The sequence below is a fragment of the Pseudomonas sp. B20(2017) genome (assembly GCF_002113125.1).
GTDB lineage: Bacteria > Pseudomonadota > Gammaproteobacteria > Pseudomonadales > Pseudomonadaceae > Aquipseudomonas.
Window position 1 is genome coordinate 92,765 of the sequence record NZ_NEJP01000015.1, and the last position, 21,890, is coordinate 114,654.

Consider the following 21,890-nt stretch of genomic DNA (forward strand, 5'->3'; position numbering starts at 1 on the left):
TCATCGACCCGCATTAAGGTGGCTGCCAAAACCATGCAGGGAGCCTGATGTGAGCCTATTAGAAGAAAACCAATCCACAGACCTGGAAAAAATGGTCGGCCTGAGCCGTCGCGGTTTCATCAGCGCCGGCGCGCTGTGCGGCGCAGCGATGTTCCTCGGCGGCAACCTGCTGAGCCGCAGCGTGCTGGCCGCCAGTGTCAGCGCCGGCAACAGCCGCCTGCTCGGCTTCGACAGCATTCCGGCAGCCACCACCGACGTGATCAGCCTGCCGAAAGGCTACAAGTCGTCGGTGCTGATCAGCTGGGGCCAGCCGCTGCACAAGAACGGTCCGGCCTTCGACCCGAGCGGCAATGGCACCGCGGCTGCGCAGGAAGTGCAGTTCGGCGACAACAACGACGGCATGAGCCTGTTCGAATTCCCGGGCGAGAAAAACCGCGCGTTGATGGCGATCAACAACGAATACACCAACTACCGCTACCTCTATCCGCACGGCGGCATGCCGCAATCGGCCGAAGACGTGCGCAAGGCCCTGGCCTGCGAAGGCGTGTCGGTGATCGAAGTGCAGCGCAAAAACGGCCAGTGGCAGTTCGTCCAGGGCTCGCGCTACAACCGGCGCATCCACGGTAACTCGCCGCTGCGCATCAGCGGCCCGGCCGCCGGTCACGAGCTGATGAAAACCAGTGCCGACAAGCACGGCAAGAAAGTTCTCGGCACCTTCCAGAACTGCGCCAACGGCAAGACGCCGTGGGGCACTTATCTGACCTGCGAAGAGAACTTCACCGACTGCTTCGGCAGCAGCAACGCCCAGCAACAGTTCGATCCGGCGCAGAAACGCTACGGCGTGTCGGCCGCCAGCCGCGAGATCAACTGGCATCCGTTCGATCCACGCTTCGACATGGCGAAGAACCCCAACGAGCTCAACCGTCACGGCTGGGTCGTGGAGATCGACCCGTTCGATCCGCAATCGACCCCGGTCAAACGCACCGCGCTGGGCCGCTTCAAACATGAAAACGCCGCACTGGCCGAGACCGACGACGGTCGCGCCGTGGTGTACATGGGCGACGACGAACGCGGCGAGTTCATCTACAAATTCGTCAGCCGCGACAAGATCAACCACCGCAACGCCAAGGCCAACCGCGACATTCTCGATCACGGCACGCTGTACGTGGCCAAGTTCGATAACGGCGACAGCAACCCGGATCACCCGAAAGGCCAGGGTCAGTGGATCGAACTGACCCACGGCAAGAACGGCATCGACGCCAGCAGCGGTTTTGCCGATCAGGCCGAAGTGCTGATTCACGCGCGTCTGGCGGCCAGCGTGGTCGGCGCCACGCGCATGGACCGCCCGGAATGGATCGTGGTCAGCCCGAAGGACGGCCAGGTTTATTGCACCCTGACCAACAACGCCAAGCGCGGCGAGGACGGGCAACCGGTGGGCGGGCCGAACCCGCGCGAGAAGAACGTCTACGGGCAGATTCTGCGCTGGCGTACGGACCGCGACGATCACGGTTCGAAGACTTTCAGTTGGGATCTGTTCGTGGTGGCCGGCAACCCGAGCGTGCATGCCGGTACGCCGAAGGGCGGTTCGTCGAATATCACGCCGCAGAACATGTTCAACAGCCCCGACGGCCTCGGTTTCGACAAGGCTGGCCGACTGTGGATTCTCACTGACGGTGATTCGAGCAACGCCGGGGACTTTGCTGGAATGGGCAACAACCAGATGCTCTGCGCCGATCCCAAGACTGGCGAGATTCGCCGGTTCATGGTCGGACCTATCGGTTGTGAAGTCACCGGGATCAGTTTCTCGCCGGATCAGAAAACCCTGTTCGTCGGGATTCAGCACCCGGGCGAGAACGGCGGTTCGACCTTCCCCGAGCATTTGCCGAACGGCAAGCCGCGGTCATCGGTGATGGCGATTACCCGTGAGGATGGCGGGATCGTCGGCGCCTGATAATCCGCTTTCGCGAGCAGGCTCGCTCCCCACAGGGAATTGCATTCCAAATGTGGGAGCGAGCCTGCTCCGAGCGGCGTTCCGACGAATGGGCCGATAGACACCAACCAACTACCCCGCTGCCATCTGCGCTACCATGCTGGGCCGGACGCGGCAGCCTGCTGCGCGCAGGAGTCAGCATGGCCCACCCGTTTGAAACCCTCACCCCAGACCTCGTGCTCGATGCCGTCGAAAGCATCGGTTTCCTGAGCGACGCGCGCATTCTGGCGCTCAACAGTTACGAAAACCGCGTCTATCAAGTTGGCATCGAAGACTCGGAGCCGCTGATCGCCAAGTTCTACCGCCCGCAGCGCTGGACCAATGAAGCGATTCTGGAAGAGCACCAGTTCACCTTCGAACTGGCTGACGTCGAGATCCCGGTGGTGGCCCCACTTATCCACAACGGCGAAACCCTGCATGAACATGCCGGTTTTCGTTTCACCCTGTTTCCCCGTCGCGGTGGCCGGGCGCCGGAGCCGGGCAATCTCGATCAGTTGTATCGCCTCGGCCAGTTGCTCGGGCGCATGCACGCAGTCGGCGGAACCAAACCGTTCGAACACCGCGAGGCGCTGGCGGTGAAGAACTTTGGTCACGACTCGCTGACCACTTTGCTGGAAGGCAACTTCATTCCCAAGAGCCTGCTGCCGGCCTACGAATCGGTCGCCCGCGACCTGCTCAAGCGTGTGGAGGACGTCTACGCCAACACGCCTCACCAGAACATCCGCATGCATGGCGACTGCCACCCCGGCAACATGATGTGCCGCGACGAGATGTTCCACATCGTCGACCTTGACGACTGCCGCATGGGCCCGGCGGTGCAGGACATCTGGATGATGCTCGCCGGCGATCGTCAGGATTGTCTGGGACAGTTGTCGGAATTGATGGACGGCTACAACGAATTCCACGACTTCGACCCGCGCGAACTGGCACTGATCGAACCGCTGCGCGCCCTGCGCCTGATGCATTACAGCGCTTGGTTGGCACGGCGCTGGGACGATCCGGCGTTCCCCCGCAGCTTTCCGTGGTTTGGCAGCGAGCGGTATTGGGGCGATCAGGTGCTGGCATTGCGTGAGCAACTGGCGGCGCTGAACGAAGAGCCGTTGAAGCTTTTCTGATTGACCACTACCCCTGTGAGAGCGAGCTTGCTCCGGGCGGCGATCCGACGAATGCGTACGGACATTCAACATCAGTGTCGGCTGATACAACGCCTTCGCGAGCAAGCTCGCTCCCACAGTTCTAGCCGGGTTCACAATTTCAGAATCAATCACCTAAAAATCTCCTTACAATCGCTGCTTTGTTAGCTGCCTAAGCAAGGATTCTGCATGCAAGCCGCCAACCCGCGTCGCGGGTACATTCTGGGCCTGAGCGCCTACATCATCTGGGGCCTGTTCCCGCTCTACTTCAAAGCCATCGCCGAAGTGCCGGCGGTGGAAATCATCATTCACCGGGTGCTGTGGTCGGCGCTGTTCGGCGCGCTGCTGTTGATGGTGTGGAAGCATCCCGGCTGGTGGCAGGAACTGCGCGACAACCCGAAACGCCTGGCAATTCTTGCGCTCAGCGGCACCTTGATCGCGGCCAACTGGCTGACTTACGTCTGGTCGGTGAACAACGGCCGGATGCTGGAAGCGAGCCTCGGTTACTACATCAACCCACTGGTGAACGTGCTGCTAGGCATGCTGATCCTCGGCGAACGCCTGCGGCGCATGCAGTGGATCGCGGTGGGGCTGGCAGCGGTCGGCGTGGCGCAGCAGGTCTGGCAGGTGGGCAGTCTGCCGTGGGTGTCGCTGGTGCTGGCGCTGACCTTCGGTTTCTACGGGCTGATCCGCAAGCAGGCGCCGGTCAAGGCACTGCCGGGGCTGGTGGTGGAAACCTGGATGCTGGTGCCGATTGCTCTCGCGTGGCTGCTATTCAATCCGACAGCGACCAGCGCTCAGGCCGAGTTCTGGACCACCTCCGAAGCCTGGTGGCTGGTGGCGGCCGGTCCGGTGACGCTGGTCCCGCTGGTCTGCTTCAACGCGGCAGCACGACATCTGCCCTACACCACCCTCGGCTTCCTGCAATACCTGGCGCCAACTTTGGTACTGCTGCAAGCCGTGCTGCTGTTTGGCGAGCACTTGTCGTCCAGCACGCTGATCGCCTTCATGTTTATCTGGGCCGGTCTGGCGGTGTACAGCGTCGATGCGTGGCTGAGCTTGCGCCGGCGCAGCTGATCAAAAAACGCACAAACCTCCACAGGCCACGGTTCTCGTGGCCTGTATCGTTCCTTCCCAAGGTTATCCACAGCGTGATCCCCGCCGTTTGTGCGCAAGTCACTGAATGCTGGCGGTTTTTTGATCAACCTTCGCCAAGCCACGGCGGACGTGGCCTGGCGCTCAGTCTCTACAGGTTATCCACAGGCAGGTGCACGTTTAAACTGGATAACCCGTTCCGCGCTCAAGGATCAGTGCGCAGCACCAATTCCACCATCAAGTCATCGGCCAGGGTCTCCAGCCGCGATTGCAGCACGTCCAGCGACAAGGTCAGCGGCACTGCCAGAATCGCCTCGGCGTGGAACAGCGGTTCACTGCTCATCGGCGCCGGACGCACTTCGGTCACCAGCCGTTCGAGATTGACGCCCTGCTCGCTCAGCAACCGGGTGATGTCGCGCACGATGCCCGGACGATCATTGCCCACCAGTTCCATGGCGATCGGTTTCCAGGTGCAGGCCTGCTCGATACCGCTTTCGGCCACCAGCACGCGAATGCCCTGTGCCGACAGTGCTTGTAGGGCATCGACTAATTCGTCGTAAGCCTCCGCCGGTACAGCGACCCGCAGGATCCCGGCGAACTGCCCGGCCATTCGCGACATGCGGCTTTCCAGCCAGTTGCCGCCGTGTTCGGCAATGCATTGGGCGATGCGCTCGACCTGCCCGGGCTTGTCCGGTGCGAAGACGGTGAGTACGAGGTGATCCATGGCGCAGCCCTCTTGTCATGACTTTTGTTATAGAAAAGCAAGTATAGGCAAGCGTTCGACAGACGCCTCAGACGCTCGAAGCCACAAATCGTGTACAACTTTTTATATTTAGCTGGAACAATCTATTGGTTTTTTGAGAACATCCCGTTCCGCGCCGTGACCGCAATGCGTCATGGGGTCGCAGAACGACGTAATTAGTCTGATTTTCACAACCGCAACTCATCATGTAGTATGCCGCAGCGCGCACTACATAACGCTGGATCGATGTCTGCCCAAGGCACGTTCGCAACCCTGAAAGCCCCGTCAGCAAGGCCCCCAAGCCGTTGATTGGTCCCAGCCCAGCCGCCAGCGATGGCATGTACTGGTCGAGGGGTTTGTGGTTTAAATGGCCAGAGGCTTCATTGTTAAATTGAAGAGCTGAAAAGCGAAATAGCTGAGCAGAGTGAGGCAAGCAATGACTGAACACGTTCAAGTCGGTGGCCTGCAGGTCGCCAAAGTCCTGTTCGACTTCGTGAACAACGAAGCCATTCCCGGTACCGGCCTCACCGCCGACAAATTCTGGGAAGGTGCCGACAAGGTCATTCACGACCTGGCGCCGAAGAACAAAGCCCTACTCGCCAAACGCGATGACTTCCAGGCTCGTATCGATGGCTGGCACCAGAGCCGTGCCGGTCAGCCGCACGACGCCGTGGCCTATAAAGCCTTCCTGCAAGAGATCGGTTATCTGCTGCCAGAAGCGGCTGATTTCCAGGCAACGACGCAAAACGTCGATGACGAAATCGCCCGTACCGCCGGCCCGCAACTCGTGGTTCCGGTGATGAACGCCCGCTTCGCCCTCAACGCCTCGAACGCCCGCTGGGGTTCGCTTTACGACGCCCTGTATGGCACCGACGCCATCAGCGAAGCCGGCGGCGCGGAAAAAGGCAAAGGCTACAACAAGGTGCGTGGCGACAAAGTCATCGCCTTCGCCCGTGCGTTCCTCGACGAAGCCGCGCCACTGGCGACCGGCTCTCACGTCGATTCCACCGGCTACAAGATCGCTGACGGCAAACTGGTCGTCACCCTCAAGGGCGGCAGCACCAGCGGCCTGCGCAACGACGCACAGCTGATCGGTTTCCAGGGTGACGCCAATGCGCCGATCGCGATCCTGCTGAAGAACAACGGCCTGCACTTCGAAATCCAGATCGACGCCAGTACCCCGGTCGGCCAGACCGATGCCGCCGGCGTCAAAGACATCCTGATGGAAGCGGCGCTGACCACCATCATGGACTGCGAAGACTCCGTGGCAGCCGTCGATGCCGACGACAAGGTTGTGATCTACCGCAACTGGCTCGGCCTGATGAAGGGCGACCTGGCGGAATCCGTGTCCAAGGGCGGCCAGACCTTCACCCGCACCATGAACCCGGATCGTACCTACACCAAGGTCGACGGCAGCGAACTGACCCTGCACGGCCGCTCGCTGCTGTTCGTGCGCAACGTCGGCCACCTGATGACCATCGACGCGATCCTCGACAAGCACGGCAACGAAGTGCCAGAAGGCATCCTCGACGGTCTGGTGACTTGCCTCGCGGCGATGCACAACCTGAACGGCAACACTTCGCGCAAGAACACCCGCACCGGTTCCGTCTACATCGTCAAACCGAAGATGCACGGCCCGGAAGAAGCGGCGTTCACCAACGAGCTGTTCGGTCGCATCGAAGACGTGCTGGGCCTCAAGCGCAACACCCTGAAAGTCGGGATCATGGACGAGGAACGCCGCACCACGGTCAACCTCAAGGCTTGCATCCAGGCTGCCAGCGAGCGCGTGGTGTTCATCAACACCGGCTTCCTCGACCGCACCGGCGACGAAATCCACACCTCCATGGAAGCCGGCCCGATGGTGCGCAAGGCTGACATGAAGGCCGAGAAGTGGATCGGCGCCTACGAGAACTGGAACGTCGATATCGGTCTGAGCACCGGCCTGCAAGGTCGTGCGCAAATCGGTAAAGGCATGTGGGCGATGCCCGATCTGATGGCAGCGATGCTCGAACAGAAAATCGTTCACCCGCTGGCCGGCGCCAACACTGCCTGGGTTCCGTCGCCGACCGCCGCTGCGCTGCACGCGCTGCACTACCACAAGGTCGACGTGTTCGCCCGTCAGGCCGAGCTGGCCAAACGTGCCCGCGCTTCGGTCGATGACATCCTGACCATCCCGCTGGCGGTCAACCCGAACTGGACCCCGGAGCAGATCAAGAACGAACTGGACAACAACGCCCAGGGCATTCTCGGTTACGTGGTGCGCTGGATCGACCAGGGCGTGGGTTGCTCGAAAGTGCCGGACATCAACGACGTCGGCCTGATGGAAGACCGTGCGACGCTGCGTATTTCCAGCCAGCACATCGCCAACTGGCTGCGTCACGGCGTGGTCACCGAAGCGCAAGTGATGGAAAGCCTCAAGCGCATGGCGCCGGTGGTGGACCGTCAGAACGCCAACGACCCGCTGTACCGTCCACTGGCCCCGAACTTCGACAGCAACATCGCCTTCCAGGCGGCGGTCGAACTGGTGATCGAGGGCACCAAACAGCCGAACGGCTACACCGAGCCGGTCCTGCACCGTCGTCGTCGCGAGTTCAAGGCTGCCAACGGCCTGTAACCTGCGCGGATGCCAGACATGAAAAAGCCCTGATCTTTCGATCAGGGCTTTTTTGTTTGCGCCGGAATGGCTAGGGCTCGATACCCAACTCATGTCTGACGAGACCGAGCAATTTGGCGGTATCGATCGGTTTGAGCAGGAAATCCACCACGCTCAGATGCATCGCCGCAATCGCGTCCTTCACGTCGGCATCGCCCGAAACAATGATGATCGGCATCGCCGCCCGTACCGATTCACGCACCTGACGAATCAGGTCCAGGCCGTCAACATTGCCCATCCGCAGATCGGTGATGACCAACCCGATCCGTCGTCTGTTATCCGTATCGGGCATCAACATCCTGAGCGCTTCTTCACCGCTGGCGGCCGTCACACAATCAATGCCATCCAGCCCCAGAATTTCCGCCAACAACTCCCGAGCGTCTCTGTCGTCGTCGACGATCAATACTCGCTGAGGGGGCAACTCGGGCTCAAGCATGAGTTCCCGCAGCGCCTCCTGTTCGGCGTCGCTCAAAATATCGTGGTCGGACATGGCGTTCTCTACGTGTTCTAAATCGATCCTCTGGCAAGAGGTCAGACATCGCGATACAGCGCTTCAATGTGCACTTCGTCGGATATTTTTCCAAGGGGCGAACCGAAGAATTTCCGACTGATTTTGTAGGGCATATCCGAAAACTACTCAACGGCATGCCGAACCTAGACTTACGTCCAATGGGCACCCTTCGCGATGGGGTCGACCATGGCTGCAACGATCCGACAACAACAATTCGAAAAAGACTGCGGTAATGGTTATGAGTAAAGCGGACGCCTTCACCCAGGCAGGGAAAACCGCGGTGTTGCAGAACATTCAGGGCACTTTGCAATTCCTCCAGCGCTTCCCCCCATTCAATCAAATGGAACATGCCCACCTGGCCTACCTGGTGGAGCAATGTCAGCTGCGCTTCTACGGTCAGGGCGAAAGCATCATCAAACCCGCCGACGGGCCGGTCGAACACTTCTACATCGTCAAGCAGGGCCGGGTGGTCGGCGAGCGTCCGCACACGGCCAAGGGCGGCACCGAAACCACGTTTGAAATCACCACCGGCGAGTGTTTTCCCCTCGCCGCGCTGCTCGGCGAACGGGCAACCCGCACCGAGCATCTGGCCGGTGAAGACACCTTCTGCCTGCAACTGAACAAACTGGCGTTCATCAAGCTGTTCGCCCTCTCCAACACCTTCCGCGATTTCGCGCTGCGCGGGGTCAGCAGCCTGCTCGATCAGGTCAATCAGCAAGTCCAGCAAAAAGCCGTGGAAACCCTCGGCACCCAATACTCGCTGAACACCCGTCTCGGCGAATTGGCCATGCGCCATCCGGTAACCTGCAGCCCTTCCACCCCAGTGCGCGAAGCGGTGAAGCTGATGCACGAACAACAGGTCGGCAGCATCGTCGCGGTGGACGAACACAAGGCGCCGCTGGGGATTTTCACCCTGCGCGACCTGCGCCATGTAGTGGCTGAAGGCGTTGGCGATTTCAGCGAGCCGATCGAACGCCACATGACGCACTCGCCGTTCTATCTGTCGCCGGATCACAGCGCCTTCGACGCGGCGATTGCCATGACCGAACGGCACATCGCCCATGTGTGTCTGGTCAAGGATCGACGCCTGTGCGGCGTGGTTTCCGAGCGGGATCTGTTCTCGTTGCAACGTGTCGATCTGGTGCATCTGGCGCGCACCATTCGCAGCGCCCAGCGAGTCGAACAACTGGTGACCCTGCGCGGCGAGATCGGCCAACTGGTAGAGCGCATGCTCGCTCACGGCGCATCGTCGACCCAGATCACCCACATCATCACCCTGCTCAACGATCACACCGTGTGCCGGGTGATCGAACTGACACTCGCCGAAAAAGGCGATCCCGGCGTGCCGTTCAGTTGGCTGTGCTTCGGCAGCGAAGGCCGACGCGAGCAGACGCTGCACACCGATCAGGACAACGGCATTCTGTTCGACGCGCGGGATGCGGCCCATGCGGCAGAGATTCGCGGCAAGCTGCTGCCTATCGCCCAGCAGATCAATACCAGCCTGGCGCAGTGCGGCTTCACCCTGTGCAAGGGCAACGTCATGGCCGGCAACCCGCAGTTGTGCTTGTCCCGCGCCGAATGGGCCCGACGCTTTGCCGCGTTCATTCGTGAGGCGACGCCGGAGAACCTGTTGGGCTCCAGCATCTATTTCGACCTGCGCGTGGTCTGGGGTGATGAACAGGGTTGCGAGCAATTGCGCCGGGGGATTCTCGATCAGGTCGGCGATAATCGGCTGTTCCAGCGGATGATGGCCGAGAACGCCTTGCGCAACCGTCCACCAGTGGGACGTTTCCGTGAGTTCGTGCTCACGAAAAAGAATGGCGAGAAGGCCACGCTCGACCTGAAAATCCAGGGCCTGACCCCGTTTGTCGACGGTGCCCGCCTGCTCGCGCTGGCCCATGGCATCGATGCCAACAACACCCTCGAACGCTTTCGCCAGCTGGTGGATAAAGAAGTCATCGACCGGCTGGATGGCGCCGCGTACGAAGAGGCTTATCACTTCATCCAGCAGACGCGCATGCAACAGCATCAACTGCAGACCCGGGAAAACCTGCCGTACTCGAACCGGGTCGATCCCGACAGCCTCAATCATCTGGACCGGCGCATCCTGCGTGAATCCCTGCGCCAGGCCCAGCGCCTGCAAAGCAGCCTGACCTTGCGGTATCAGCTATGAGCCTGTTTTCGTGGCTGCGTCCGGCCAGCCCCGTTGTGCCGGACGACCTGCAACAACGCCTGACGAAACTACCGGCCATCGGCGAACTGCGTGAATGCAGCCTGCGCGAACAGCGTTGGGTGGTGCTGGATCTGGAAACCACCGGACTGAACCTGAACAAGGATCGGGTGCTGTCGATCGGCGCGGTGGTGATCGAGGACGGCGCGATCGACTTCAGTCAGCAGTTCGAACGCACCCTGCAATGCCGCGAGCTGAAACTCGGCCCGAGCGTGTTGATTCATGGTCTGGCACCGAGCGCAATTGCCGCCGGCAGCGAGCCCACGGAAGCGCTGGTCGAACTGTTGGAGTTTATCGGCGACAGCCCGGTGCTGGCGTTTCACGCTTCCTTCGACCAGCACATGCTCGGCCGTGCATTGAAGGAACATCTGGGGCACAAGTTGCAGACGGTGTTTCTCGATGTGGCGCAGATTGCCCCGCTGGTTTGCCCGCAGGCGCACATTCGCGAGGCGGGGCTGGACGAGTGGATCGACTGGTTCAAGCTCGAAGTCTTTGAGCGTCACCATGCGAGCGCCGACGCTCTGGCCACGGCGGAACTGGCGCTGATCCTGTTCAGCCGGGCACGCCAGCAGCAGATCCACAGCCCGCTGAATCTGCAACAACGCCTGAGTCAGTGGAAACGCCGCCAGCAGACGCATTCGTTCTGAATCCGGGTTGTCGCCCGACAACCCGACCGGTGGCCAATTGCTAACCATTCCCACCTCTGCCACAATCGCGAACAATTCTCGTTAGTTAACACTTCCCAGTCGGTGTCGTCGTGTCTTCAGCCCAAAGCCCTCACAGTGAGCTCGTCGGTGCGTTGTATCGCGACCACCGCGGCTGGCTGCTGGCCTGGCTGCGCCGCAATGTGGCCTGCCCGCAACGCGCAGAAGACCTGAGCCAGGACACCTTTGTCCGCCTGCTCGGCCGCGATGAGCTGCTGACACCCCGCGAACCCCGGGCGTTTCTGGTGGCAATCGCCAAGGGCTTGTTGTTCGACTACTTCCGCCGTGCAGCGTTGGAACAGGCGTATCTGACCGAACTGATGCTGATCCCCGAGGGCGAACAGCCCTCGGTCGAAGAACAGCAACTGATCCTCGAAGACCTCAAGGCCATCGACCGCATGCTCGGCAAGCTGTCGACCAAGGCCCGCGCCGCTTTCCTCTATAACCGCCTCGACGGCCTGACCCATGCCGAGATCGCCGACAAACTCGGCGTGTCGGTCCCGCGCGTGCGCCAGTACCTGGCCCAGGGCATCCGCCAGTGCTATATCGCGCTGTACGGTGAGCCGACATGAGCCCGGCCAGTTCCCGACCGGTCCCGGCCCATGTATTGGACGCGGCGATTGCCTGGCAATTGACCCTCGATTCCAGCACGCCGCTGGAGCGCGAAGAGTTCGCCAAATGGCACGCAGCCAACGAAGAACACGCTCGCGCCTGGCGCCAGTTGGGCATGCTCGACCAGCGTTTCAGCGTCGCCAACGGTCCGGCACGCGCTGCGTTGCTGCAATCGCGCGAAGGCATCCGCCGTCGGGTGCGCAAGCTGGGCAGCGGGCTGGCCAGTGTTGTCGCCGTGATCGGTCTAGCGTTGTTTGCCGGCGAACGTTATATGCCGCTGAATTACTGGCTTGCCGACCAACGCACCGCCACCGGCGAACAGCGCACCGTGCGCCTGGCCGACGGCACCGTGCTCAACCTGAATACCCACAGCGCGGTGGATGTCCGCTTCGATGAAAAGCAGCGGCTGATCGTGTTGCAGGAAGGCGAAATCCTCGTCGAAACCGGTCACGGCGATGCGCGACCGTTTATCGTCAAAACCGCCGAGGGCAGCATGCGCGCCCTGGGCACGCGGTTCCTGGTCAAGCGCGAAGACGCCGGCACCCGTCTGAGCGTGCTGCAATCGGCGGTCGCGGCGCATCCGCAATCCAATCCGCAGGAACAGATCCTGCGTGAAGGCCAGCAAGTGCTGATCCGCCACAACGGTCTGGATTCGGTGATGGCGCTCAACCCCGGTGCCGATGCCTGGACCCGCGGCATGCTGGTGGTGGACAACGCACGCCTCGAAGACCTGGTGCATGAGCTCGGTCGTTATCGTCGCGGCCATTTGGGCATTGCGCCGGAAGTCGCCGACCTGCGCATCACCGGCAGCTTCCCGCTGCACGACACCGACAAAGCGCTGAACGCCCTGCTGCCGACCCTGCCGGTGCAGATCGAGCAGCACACGCCATGGTGGGTGACCGTGGCCAAGGCTGATCCGAAGCCCTGACATTCAGCACTTCCTGAGCAATCGCTGTCACGAGCAGGTCGCGACAGAAACCCCCATCACACCCCATGAAAACGGACTTTCTGCTGACTTGTGCAGCGATGTCGTTCGTTAATCGAAATTATTTTCATCCAGCCCTATCACTTTTCGAATCTCGTCCGGCACACAGGCAATTGAGAAATATTTCCATTCAGGAGCCGCCGTATGTCCCGTTCGCTAGACACCTTGTTGCGCCCCAGTTTGCTGGCGGTCGCCATTGCCCTCTGCACCCCGCTGGCCAGCAGCCAACTGATCGCCGCTGAACAGGCGTCGAGCGTACGCGCCTACAACCTGCCGGCGGCTCCGTTGTCGACCACCCTGAACCAGATCGCCAGCCAGGGCGGCCTGACGCTGTCGCTGAACCCGTCGCTGGCGGCGGGCAAGACCTCGGCGCCGGTCAACGGCCAATATGACGCGGCCGGCGCCCTGCGCGCGGCGCTGCGTGGCACCGGTCTGCAACTGGAACAGAGCAGCGCTGGCACCTACACCCTGGTCGCCGTGCCGGAAGGCGCGATGGCCCTGCCGGAAACCTCGGTAATCGGCGTGGAAAACTATGAAAGCGCCTGGGGCCCGGTCGAAGGCTACACCGCCACCCGCACCGCCGCCGGCACCAAGACCGACACCGCACTGGTCGAAGCGCCACGTTCGATTTCGGTCGCCACACGTCAGCAAATGGAAGACCGTGGCGTGCACAGCCTCGATGACGCCGTGCGCTACATGCCGGGCATCACCGCCAGCAGCTACGGCAGCGACACCCGTATCGACTGGCTGCGCGTGCGCGGTTTCGAACCGACCCAATTCCTCGACGGCCTGCCGCTGCCTCGCGGCATTTATGCCAACCCGAAACCGGAAACCTGGAACCTCGACCGCCTCGCCCTGCTGCGCGGCCCGGCTTCTTCGGTGTACGGCCAGACCCCGCCGGGCGGCCTGCTGGACATGGTCAGCCGTCGCCCGAGCGATGTGCAGAGCAGCGAAATCCAGTTGCAGTACGGCAGCGACAACCACCGTCAGATCAACTTCGCCAGCACCGGCAAGATCGATGACGCCGGTCAGTTCCTGTATGGCATCAGCGGCGTCGTGCGTGACAGCGACACGCAGATCGACCACATCGAAAACAAGCGCTACAACATCGCCCCGAGCCTGACCTGGAACATCGACGAAGACACCAAGCTGACCTTGCTCTCGCAGTTCACCCGCGACGATACCGGTGTCACCAGCCAGTTCTACCCGATCCAGGGCACCAAGATCGACATGCCGTTCGGCAAGATCTCCCATCACAAGAACCTGGGCGATCCTGACTACGACTTCTACGACCGTACCTACTACGCGCTCGGCTATGCCTTCGAACATCGCATCAATGACGTGTGGCAGTTCAAACAGAATCTGCGTTACACCAAGTCCGACCTGTCGTTCCAAACGGTGACCGTCAACAGCTACAACCCGTCCTTCGCCGGTTTCACCGTCGACGATCAGGGCAATGTCGGTCGTGGCACCACCAACGTCGATGAGGACATCAGCCAGTTCGCCGTGGACAACAACTTCCAGGCCGACTTCGCCACCGGCGATATCCGTCACACCCTGTTGCTCGGTCTCGATCACCAGCGCAGCAACGACAACTACACCTCGATCTTCGGCTCCGCACCGTCGATCAACGTCAACAACCCGATCTACGGCCAGCCGATCACTCGTCCACCTCGTTCCTCGGCGTTCTATGACTACAACCAGAAAACCTACCAGAGCGGCCTCTACGTGCAGGACCAGATGGCCCTGGACCAATGGCGCGTGACCCTCGGCGGTCGTGAAGACTGGGTGCACACCAGCACCAAGTTCTTCAACAAGGGCGACGCCACCAACACCCAGCGTGACAAGGCGTTCAGCGGTAACGCGGCGATCAGCTACGTGTTCGACTCGGGCTTCGTACCGTACCTGTCGTATGCCGAATCCTTCCAGCCAACCAGCGGCGCCGATGCCACTGCCACCGACTCGTTCAAACCGACCGAAGGCAAGCAGTGGGAGCTGGGCATCAAGTACCAGCCACCGGGCAGCAAAACCCTGCTCAGCGCAGCGGTATATGACCTGACCCAGAAGAACGTCTCGGTCAACACCATCGTCAACAACGTGACGGTCACCAGCCAGACCGGCGAAGTGAAAGTCAAAGGCCTGGAACTCGAAGCCGTCTCCGACGTTACCGATAACCTGAAAGTCATCGCCGCTTACACCCTGGCCAAATCCGAAGTGCAGAAAGGTGTCGACAAGGGCAACCGTCTGCAACTGATGCCGAACCAGCAAGCCTCTCTGTGGACCGACTACACCTGGCACAGCGGCGTGCTCGACGGGTTCGGCATCGGCGGCGGTGTGCGCTACACCGGCAACACCTACGGCGACAAGGCCAACACCTGGCTGGGCAAGGCGGACGCCTACACCGTGTTCGACGCCGCCGTGCATTACGACCTCGGCCGTCTGGACAACAGCCTCAAAGGCGCGTCGCTGGCACTCAACGCGACCAACCTGTTCGACAAGGACTACATTTCCACCTGCGACGGTTTCTACTGCTACTACGGCGACCAGCGCAGCGTCATCGCCAGCGCCACCTACAAATGGTAAGCGCCTGAGCTGAAACAGGCCCTGCAACCAGGCCGTCCCTCATGGACGGCTTTGGTGTTTCTGAAGGTCATGAAATGAAAAGTAAAACAATTCGCCGCTGGTCCTTCGTCCACACCTGGACCAGCTTGATCTGCACCGTGTTTTTGCTGCTGCTGGCCCTGACCGGTTTGCCGCTGATTTTCCATCACGAAATCGACCACCTGCTGGGCGATGCGCCCGAGTTGCGGGTGATGCCGGCGGACACGCCGCATCTGAACCTGGCGCAACTGGTCGAAGCGGCGGAAAAGCATCGGCCCGGTGAAGTCGTGCAGTATTTCGGCTTCGAAGACGACGAGCCGAATGCAGTGCTGACCATCATGGCCAAGACCGCCGGCACCGAGCCCAACTCCTCGCACACCTTCATGCTCGATGCGCGTACCGGCGAAGCGCTGGAGATGCCATCGGCCAACGGGGGGCTGATGCTGTTCATCCTGCGTCTGCACGTCGACATGTTCGCCGGGCTGCCGGGCAAGCTGCTGCTGGCGTTCATGGGTTTGCTGTTCGTGATCGCGATCGTGTCCGGCACGGTGTTGTACTTGCCGTTCATGCGCCGCTTGAAGTTCGGCACCGTGCGCCAGGACAAATCCACCCGCCTGCGCTGGCTCGACCTGCACAACCTGATCGGCGTGGTAACCCTGACCTGGGCGTTGGTGGTTGGTGTGACCGGTGTCATCAGCGCCTGCGCCGATCTGCTGATCGCCGCGTGGCGGGCCGAAGCCCTGACGACCCTGATCGCGCCCTACCGCGATGCCCCGCCGCTGACGCAACTGGCCCCGGCCACCCGGGTGCTGGAGATTGCCAGTGACGTCACACCGGGGATGAAACCGGACTTCATCGCCTTCCCCGGCACCCGCTTCTCCAGCGAGCACCATTACTCGGTGTTCATGAAGGGCGGCACCCACCTGACCTCGCACCTGCTGACCCCGGTACTGATCGACGCCAGCACCCTGCAAGTCACGGCGGTGGCAGAACGACCGTGGTACATGGACGCCATGGGCATGTCGCAGCCGCTGCACTTCGGTGACTACGGCGGCATGCCGATGAAAATCCTCTGGGCCACGCTGGACGTGCTGACCATCATCGTCCTCGCCAGCGGCGTGTACCTGTGGGTGGTGCGGCGCAAGGCCGCGAAACAGGTGCTGGAAGCGGCGGAGGTCTCTGCATGAAGCCGCGTCAGTCGAATTTCTGGAAGGTCTTCAGCACACCGTTGGTGATCACGCTGCTGAGTGCCGCGGGCCTGTTCGCCGCGCTGCTGGGCGACGGGATCTGGGATGGTTTGAGCTGGGTGGGTCTGGGTATTCCGGCCGCCATTGCCCTGCGTGGGTTGCTGCAACGCCGCTGAGATTTGCATTGGCTGGACTGGCCTCTTCGTCGGATCGCCGCCCGGGGCAAGCCCGCTCCCACAGGGGTCGCGGTGTTCACGGGATCGGTGAACACCCGAGAACGTGTGGGAGCGGGCTTGCCCGCGAAGGCGTCTGCAAAGGCGCTATCAAACTCTCGCCAGCCACGCCGGAACTTACTAGGCTACGCCTTTGCACTTTGAAGACTGCCGAGGAATGTCCATGTCCGCTCCCAGCATGACCCTGTTCCACAACACCCTGTCCCCGTTCGTGCGCAAAGTCATGGTGCTGCTGCACGAGACCGGCCAGCAGGATCGCGTCGCGCTGCAGGACTGCGTGCTCAGCCCTGTCAGCCCGGACGCTGCCCTCAACGAAGACAACCCGCTGGGCAAGATCCCGGCCCTGCGCCTGGCCGACGGCAACGTCATCCATGACAGCCGGGTGATCCTCGATTACCTCGACCACCAGCACGTCGGCAACCCGTTGATCCCTCGCGACGGTTCGGCCCGCTGGCGGCGCCTGACCCTGGCCTCGATGGCCGACGGAATCATGGACGCCTCGGTCATGGTGCGTTACGAGCAAGCGCTGCGTGCCCCGGAAAAACACTGGGACGAATGGCTCGAGGCCCAGCGCGAGAAGATCCGCCGCGCCCTCGCCCTGCTGGAGCGCGACGCGATTGCCGAGCTGACCTGCAACTTCGACGTCGCTTCGATCAGCGTGGCCTGTGCCCTGGGTTATCTGGATCTGCGCTTCCCGGATCTGGGCTGGCGTGAAGCCAACCCGCAACTGGCCAACTGGTTCTTTGAAGTGAGCCAGCGACCGTCGATGATTGCGACCATGCCGAAAGTCTAGGCCGACTGTTCCGCCCCCTTCGCGAGCAAGCTCGCTCCCACACTGGTCCTGGATGCGACGGAGCAATCTGAAGCAACACCCTTCCTGTGGGAGCGAGCTTGCTCGCGAATGCACCAGCGCGGTTCAACTGGCAGAAACCCGATAATCAGCGTCATCAACACCTCGGCCTCCCGCTGCTCCTCACGCAATCCCACAAACCGGCTCATTGCACCGCTCCGATATCGAACTCCAAAGATTTGGCCGGTTTCTGCCCGATCCCGTACCAGTCCAGATTGCGGGTCAGCACCATGAACACACCGAGTAGACCGAACAGCAGCAGCGAGCCCATCAGCAGCGCGTAATCCTCGGCGCTCAGCAAGCCGTAGAGCAAGCCGTACAACGCCGCCAGCCCCGCCGAAAAACTCACGCCATGCCGCACGCTGCGCAGCACGTGGCAGACGTAGAACCCGATCAACAGCACACAACCGCTGGCCGACAACAGGTACGCCAGGGCGAAACCGATGTGCTCGGACAACGACAGCAGCAACAGATAAAAGAACGCCAGCGCCACGCCCACCAGCGCGTATTGCACCGGGTGCACCGCCAGGCTTTTCAGCACTTCGAACAGGAAGAAACCGGCGAACGTCAGGACAATGAACAGCAGCGCATATTTGATCGCCCGGTCGCTCTTCAGGTACTGATCCACCGGATCGATGAAGCTCACGCCGAAACTGCGCCCGTTGAACGCCTCGCAATCATTGCCCGACACGCAGCGGCTCATCGCTTCTTGCAGGTTGGTGGAGAAAAACGAGGTCTGCCAATCGGCGGTGAAACCCTGATCGGTGATCTCGCGTTTGGCCGGCAGGAAGTTGCCGATGAAACTTGGGTGCGGCCAGTTGGCAGCGAGGTTCACGCGGCTGGTCTTGCCCACCGGCAGCACCTGCAACGAACCGGTGCCTTGCAGGCGCAAGTCGAAACCGAAGGCCAGCTCCGTGGTCTTGCCGGTGTCCAGCGCCGGCAGCGTCACTCGCACACCCTCGCCCAGCCAGCCGACCTGAGTACCGGGCACGAAGTCCAGGCGTTGCGCGCCCAGTTCCAGCTTCAGCGCGTTTTCAATCCCGCGAATATCACTGATACCGACCGCCAGGAACGGCGCATCGAAGGTGTAATCGGCAAAATCCTCCTTGATCCCCAACTGCGCCGGCAGCGAGAAATGCCCGCTGATACGGTTGTCGGCATGGAACAGCCGCGCTTCGTAAATGCCCCGGGCGCGCAGCTCTGTCTGCACCTGGCCGTCGAGCTCAAAGCGCTCGGGCAGGAAATACAAGCGTCCACGTTCTTCGCCGATTTCCTGATATCGCTCGTCGCTCTTCTCTTTGGTTTTCCAGGTGCGCACCACTTTGCGATACGGCACAACCATCACCGGCCCGCTGATTTGCTGGCTGTAGCTCGAGCTTCTGGCAATGTCTTCCAGCACACCATCACGCAGTTGCTGGCGATCATCGATGATGCCGTCGATCATCAGCAGCGGCACCAGCAACACCAGGATCAGCAGGGCAATGGCCCCGAGTTTTATCGTCAGACTTTTGTTCATGGGACTCTCCCTGTTTCGATGGGCAGAGTCTGCAAAGGGGATGTGGGGGTTTTGTGGGAGGAATGTGGAGTTTGTGTGGAGACTACAACTGCAGAACGACTTCCACCCCGCCTTCGACGTTGCCGATGCGAATCGAACCACCGTGCAACTTGACCACCTCTTCGACGAAATTAAGTCCGAGACCGGTGCTTTTACGCCCGCTGTCGGGGCGTGGCAGAGAGTAGAAACGCTCGCTCAGACGAGGCAAGGCATAGTCGGGAATCGGCGTGGTTTCGTTGAACAGACGAAGCTCGACCCGCTCGCCGATTCTTTCGGCACCAAAGCGCAGCAGACCGTGCGACGGGGTGAAATCCAGTGCGTTCTCCAGCAGATTGCCCAGCGCCTGACGCAACAGAAACGGCTCGCCGATCAACGCCAGATCCGGCGCGATGGTTTGCTCGATCCGCAGTTGTCGGCCTTCGATGCGCGCCATTTGTGCCTGTAACAGCTCATTCACCAACGCAGCCAGCGGCACTGCAACGCGCTCCTCAAGACCCTGCCGCTGTTCGACCTGAGCAAGATTGAGCAGGCGCTCGATCAACTGCTGCATCCGTGCACTCTCACTGTCGATGTTGCCGACGAAACGCAATCGCTGATCCGCCGGCATCTCGCCCTGCAACAACTCGGCGGCACCGCGAATCGCCGCCAGCGGGCTCTTCAATTCATGGGTCAGGGTGTGCACATAGCGCTCGACGTAGGCCTTGCCTTCGAGCTGGGTGCGCATCTGTTCCACGGCGGTCGCCAACTGCTCCAGCTCGCCGCCGCGATAGTGCGGCACCGCCACCCGACGGCCCTCGCTCACCGCCTGGGCGTACACGGTCAAGCGGTGCAACGCGCGACTCAGCCACCACGACAGCACGGCGCCGAGCAGCAGGCCGAGGCCGATCAACCCGGCGCCGTAGCCGAGCAAACGGCGTTCGGTGCGATCGACGTAGGGTTGCAGTGAACTGTTGGGTTTGGCCACGGTGACCACGCCGATGATCGCGCCGTTGTCGCGGATCGGCGCGCCGACGTGCATCACTGAAGAATTCGGATCATTCGGGTCACTGCGACTGGAGCGTGCGCCGTATTCGCCGCGCAGGGTCAGGTAGACGTCGTTCCAGCGCGAATAGTCCTGGCCGACCGCGACACCACTGGAGTCCAGCACCACAATGCCCTTGGCGTCGGTGACGTAGATACGGTGATTGACCTGGTTTTTCGCCAGTCCCCAGATCGTCGCTTTCGGCTGGCGCTCACCATAGGCGCGGAGCAATTCGGGCCAGCGATTCTGGTTGAGGGTGCCGGCCTTGAAATCGTCCCGCAGGATTTCCGCCATCAGGTTGGCGGTGTCGACCAGGGTTTCTTCGGTGGACTGGCGCACGCCGGGGCGGATTTCTTCCATCACGGTGTTGAGCACGAAATACCCGGTCAGGCCGATGAACAGCACATACACCATGAAAATCCGCAGCCCCAGCGACATCAGCTGTGCCCCGGACTGTAGCTGTAACCGAGGCCGCGATGGGTCTGGATCGGCTCGGCCTCGGCGCGCACCAGTCGCAATTTGGCGCGCACGCTTTTGATGTGGCTGTCGATGCTGCGCTCGTAACCGGCATCCGCCGCCACGCCCAGCGCATCGAGCAATTGCTCGCGGCTGAACACCCGCTCGGGTTGTTCGAGCAGGCATTGCAGCAGACGGAATTCGTGGCGGGTCAGGCTCAGAGGCTGGCCGCGATAGCTGATTTGTACGCGTTCGGGATCGACGCGAAACAGCGCCGAGGAGGCTTCGATGACCGGACGTGGTGCCATGCGCTTGAGAATCGCCCGGACCCGAGCCGCCACTTCTCGCGGTGAAAACGGTTTGACGACATAATCGTCGGCGCCGATTTCCAGGCCCACCACCCGGTCAATTTCAGCGTTGCGAGCGCTGAGGAACAGCACCGGCACTTCACTGAAGCGACGCAGCTGCTTGCAGGTTTCAAAGCCGCTGATGTCCGGCAGACCGATGTCGAGGATGATCAGATCCGCCGGGGTCTGGCGCTGATGCTCCAGCGCCGCCGCCCCCAGATTCAGCCAGGTCGTGGTGAAACCCTCGCCCTGCAAGGCAAAAATCAGCGTGTCGGCAATCGCCGCTTCGTCTTCGACAATCAGGATATGAGGCATGGCGTCCGAGCCTGTGGGTTAAGTGCGCGAACGGTGCCCCAAGCCCGGCGTTACGTCAATGAGACCACTTTGGTTTAGCAGTCCGGCTTATCCGCGGTAAAGCGTCGTGCCGGGTTCACCGCCGCGCCAAACTCGCGCAGGGCCTTGGCACCGATCAGCAACGGGTAGTTGAAGTTGCTGCGATCAGTCAGGTTGACCTCCACGGTACGCTTGACGTCGCCCAGGCACAGTTCCAGATCGACCACCGGGCGCTTGGCCACTTCGGTGCTTTCGCCCTCGTCTTCTTCATCCGAGCGGCTCTTGATTTTGCTGATCCGCGCGACCTTGTGCTCGTACACCTTGTTGCTGGCGTCCTTGGTGGCCAGGCGGAAACGCACCCAGTCTTCGCCGTCGCGTTTGAACGTCTCGATGTCCTTGGCCGACAGCGAGGCGGTCAGCGCGCCGGTGTCCATCTTGGCCTTGAGCACTTCACCGCCGATTTCCGGCAGCGCGATGTATTCGTAACGACCGTACAGGGTCGGTTCGGCGGCCAGCACCGGCAGGGCGACAAGGGAAAGCAGTGCAAGGAGGGATTTCACGTAAGGGGCTTCCTTGGGAAATGGGGGCGTCAGACGCGAGATTTTAGACAGTCAGCGAACAATTGGTTCGCCCGTAAATCGCTTTCGCGGGC

Annotated in this window: 18 protein-coding genes; 12 read left to right on the forward strand and 6 right to left on the reverse strand. The window is 61.5% G+C overall.

Going from position 1 to position 21,890, the window contains the following annotated elements; translation table 11 throughout:
- Positions 1-49: 49 nt before the first annotated feature.
- The 3 genes from CAF63_RS21375 to rarD all read left to right on the forward strand — a co-directional run bounded on the left by CAF63_RS21375 (position 50) and on the right by rarD (position 4,200).
- Entirely contained in the window at positions 50-1,951 is a 1,902-nt protein-coding gene (locus CAF63_RS21375; protein WP_085688522.1) for a PhoX family phosphatase, read from the forward strand.
- A 179-nt stretch (positions 1,952-2,130) separates the two neighbouring features.
- The gene (locus tag CAF63_RS21380) at positions 2,131-3,105 is read left to right on the forward strand and encodes a serine/threonine protein kinase (RefSeq protein WP_007959832.1); all 975 of its coding nucleotides are present in this window, start codon (positions 2,131-2,133) and stop codon (positions 3,103-3,105) included.
- Positions 3,106-3,312: 207 nt separating this feature from the next.
- Positions 3,313-4,200 carry an EamA family transporter RarD gene (gene rarD, locus CAF63_RS21385; RefSeq protein WP_085688524.1) on the forward strand — a complete coding sequence of 296 codons (888 nt, stop codon included), beginning with the start codon at positions 3,313-3,315 and terminating at the stop codon, positions 4,198-4,200.
- A gap of 223 nt (positions 4,201-4,423) precedes the next feature.
- On the opposite strand, the gene CAF63_RS21390 is transcribed toward rarD, so the two are convergent.
- Positions 4,424-4,942: a glycine cleavage system protein R gene (locus CAF63_RS21390; protein WP_085688526.1), complete on the reverse strand. Its 519-nt coding sequence runs from the start codon at positions 4,940-4,942 to the stop codon at positions 4,424-4,426.
- A 454-nt stretch (positions 4,943-5,396) separates the two neighbouring features.
- Here CAF63_RS21390 and CAF63_RS21395 point away from each other — a divergent pair, with 454 nt between their 5' ends.
- A complete protein-coding gene (locus CAF63_RS21395) occupies positions 5,397-7,574 on the forward strand; it encodes a malate synthase G (RefSeq protein WP_085688527.1) in 2,178 nt (725 codons plus the stop codon).
- Between the two features lie 70 nt (positions 7,575-7,644).
- Here the strand turns inward: CAF63_RS21395 and CAF63_RS21400 are convergent, their stop codons facing one another.
- Complete coding sequence (locus CAF63_RS21400; protein WP_085688528.1) at positions 7,645-8,103, reverse strand: response regulator; 459 nt, start codon at positions 8,101-8,103, stop codon at positions 7,645-7,647.
- Positions 8,104-8,356: 253 nt separating this feature from the next.
- Here CAF63_RS21400 and CAF63_RS21405 point away from each other — a divergent pair, with 253 nt between their 5' ends.
- From CAF63_RS21405 to CAF63_RS21440, 8 genes are all read left to right on the forward strand, one after another.
- Complete coding sequence (locus CAF63_RS21405; protein ID WP_085688529.1) at positions 8,357-10,297, forward strand: putative nucleotidyltransferase substrate binding domain-containing protein; 1,941 nt, start codon at positions 8,357-8,359, stop codon at positions 10,295-10,297.
- Positions 10,294-11,001 (forward strand): PolC-type DNA polymerase III, encoded by a 708-nt coding sequence (locus tag CAF63_RS21410; protein WP_064599916.1) that lies wholly within the window; start codon positions 10,294-10,296, stop codon positions 10,999-11,001. Before CAF63_RS21405 ends, CAF63_RS21410 begins: the two co-directional genes overlap by 4 nt.
- Before the next feature lie 110 nt (positions 11,002-11,111).
- Positions 11,112-11,630 carry an RNA polymerase sigma factor gene (locus tag CAF63_RS21415; RefSeq protein ID WP_039768032.1) on the forward strand — a complete coding sequence of 173 codons (519 nt, stop codon included), beginning with the start codon at positions 11,112-11,114 and terminating at the stop codon, positions 11,628-11,630.
- Positions 11,627-12,598, forward strand: coding sequence for a FecR family protein (locus CAF63_RS21420; protein ID WP_085688531.1), 972 nt, complete (start codon positions 11,627-11,629; stop codon positions 12,596-12,598). Before CAF63_RS21415 ends, CAF63_RS21420 begins: the two co-directional genes overlap by 4 nt.
- A gap of 201 nt (positions 12,599-12,799) precedes the next feature.
- On the forward strand, positions 12,800-15,238 hold the full coding sequence (locus CAF63_RS21425; protein WP_085688533.1) for a TonB-dependent siderophore receptor: 2,439 nt from the start codon (positions 12,800-12,802) through the stop codon (positions 15,236-15,238).
- A 74-nt stretch (positions 15,239-15,312) separates the two neighbouring features.
- Positions 15,313-16,443: a PepSY domain-containing protein gene (locus tag CAF63_RS21430; RefSeq protein WP_085688670.1), complete on the forward strand. Its 1,131-nt coding sequence runs from the start codon at positions 15,313-15,315 to the stop codon at positions 16,441-16,443.
- On the forward strand, positions 16,440-16,619 hold the full coding sequence (locus tag CAF63_RS21435) for a hypothetical protein (protein ID WP_085688535.1): 180 nt from the start codon (positions 16,440-16,442) through the stop codon (positions 16,617-16,619). Before CAF63_RS21430 ends, CAF63_RS21435 begins: the two co-directional genes overlap by 4 nt.
- Positions 16,620-16,839: 220 nt before the next feature.
- Positions 16,840-17,469 (forward strand): glutathione S-transferase, encoded by a 630-nt coding sequence (locus CAF63_RS21440; RefSeq protein WP_085688537.1) that lies wholly within the window; start codon positions 16,840-16,842, stop codon positions 17,467-17,469.
- Between the two features lie 202 nt (positions 17,470-17,671).
- On the opposite strand, the gene creD is transcribed toward CAF63_RS21440, so the two are convergent.
- From creD to CAF63_RS21465, 4 genes are all read right to left on the reverse strand, one after another.
- Positions 17,672-19,042: a cell envelope integrity protein CreD gene (creD, locus tag CAF63_RS21450; protein WP_085688539.1), complete on the reverse strand. Its 1,371-nt coding sequence runs from the start codon at positions 19,040-19,042 to the stop codon at positions 17,672-17,674.
- 82 nt (positions 19,043-19,124) lie between these two features.
- Positions 19,125-20,540: a two-component system sensor histidine kinase CreC gene (gene creC, locus CAF63_RS21455; RefSeq protein WP_085688541.1), complete on the reverse strand. Its 1,416-nt coding sequence runs from the start codon at positions 20,538-20,540 to the stop codon at positions 19,125-19,127.
- A complete protein-coding gene (creB, locus tag CAF63_RS21460) occupies positions 20,540-21,220 on the reverse strand; it encodes a two-component system response regulator CreB (RefSeq protein WP_085688543.1) in 681 nt (226 codons plus the stop codon). Before creB ends, creC begins: the two co-directional genes overlap by 1 nt.
- A gap of 74 nt (positions 21,221-21,294) precedes the next feature.
- Positions 21,295-21,798 (reverse strand): ATP-dependent zinc protease, encoded by a 504-nt coding sequence (locus tag CAF63_RS21465; protein ID WP_007959815.1) that lies wholly within the window; start codon positions 21,796-21,798, stop codon positions 21,295-21,297.
- Positions 21,799-21,890 lie beyond the last annotated feature (92 nt).

What these genes read in the sequence shown, in the direction of transcription:
- CAF63_RS21430 (WP_085688670.1), top strand. Translation starts at nt 15,313, where the DNA reads ATGAAAAGTAAAACAATTCGCCGCTGGTCCTTCGTCCACACCTGGACC.
- CAF63_RS21395 (WP_085688527.1), top strand. Translation starts at nt 5,397, where the DNA reads ATGACTGAACACGTTCAAGTCGGTGGCCTGCAGGTCGCCAAAGTCCTG.
- rarD (WP_085688524.1), top strand. Translation starts at nt 3,313, where the DNA reads ATGCAAGCCGCCAACCCGCGTCGCGGGTACATTCTGGGCCTGAGCGCC.
- creC (WP_085688541.1), bottom strand. Translation starts at nt 20,540, where the DNA reads ATGTCGCTGGGGCTGCGGATTTTCATGGTGTATGTGCTGTTCATCGGC.
- CAF63_RS21435 (WP_085688535.1), top strand. Translation starts at nt 16,440, where the DNA reads ATGAAGCCGCGTCAGTCGAATTTCTGGAAGGTCTTCAGCACACCGTTG.
- CAF63_RS21405 (WP_085688529.1), top strand. Translation starts at nt 8,357, where the DNA reads ATGGTTATGAGTAAAGCGGACGCCTTCACCCAGGCAGGGAAAACCGCG.
- creD (WP_085688539.1), bottom strand. Translation starts at nt 19,042, where the DNA reads ATGAACAAAAGTCTGACGATAAAACTCGGGGCCATTGCCCTGCTGATC.
- CAF63_RS21440 (WP_085688537.1), top strand. Translation starts at nt 16,840, where the DNA reads ATGTCCGCTCCCAGCATGACCCTGTTCCACAACACCCTGTCCCCGTTC.
- CAF63_RS21400 (WP_085688528.1), bottom strand. Translation starts at nt 8,103, where the DNA reads ATGTCCGACCACGATATTTTGAGCGACGCCGAACAGGAGGCGCTGCGG.
- CAF63_RS21425 (WP_085688533.1), top strand. Translation starts at nt 12,800, where the DNA reads ATGTCCCGTTCGCTAGACACCTTGTTGCGCCCCAGTTTGCTGGCGGTC.
- CAF63_RS21420 (WP_085688531.1), top strand. Translation starts at nt 11,627, where the DNA reads ATGAGCCCGGCCAGTTCCCGACCGGTCCCGGCCCATGTATTGGACGCG.
- CAF63_RS21380 (WP_007959832.1), top strand. Translation starts at nt 2,131, where the DNA reads ATGGCCCACCCGTTTGAAACCCTCACCCCAGACCTCGTGCTCGATGCC.
- CAF63_RS21390 (WP_085688526.1), bottom strand. Translation starts at nt 4,942, where the DNA reads ATGGATCACCTCGTACTCACCGTCTTCGCACCGGACAAGCCCGGGCAG.
- creB (WP_085688543.1), bottom strand. Translation starts at nt 21,220, where the DNA reads ATGCCTCATATCCTGATTGTCGAAGACGAAGCGGCGATTGCCGACACG.
- CAF63_RS21410 (WP_064599916.1), top strand. Translation starts at nt 10,294, where the DNA reads ATGAGCCTGTTTTCGTGGCTGCGTCCGGCCAGCCCCGTTGTGCCGGAC.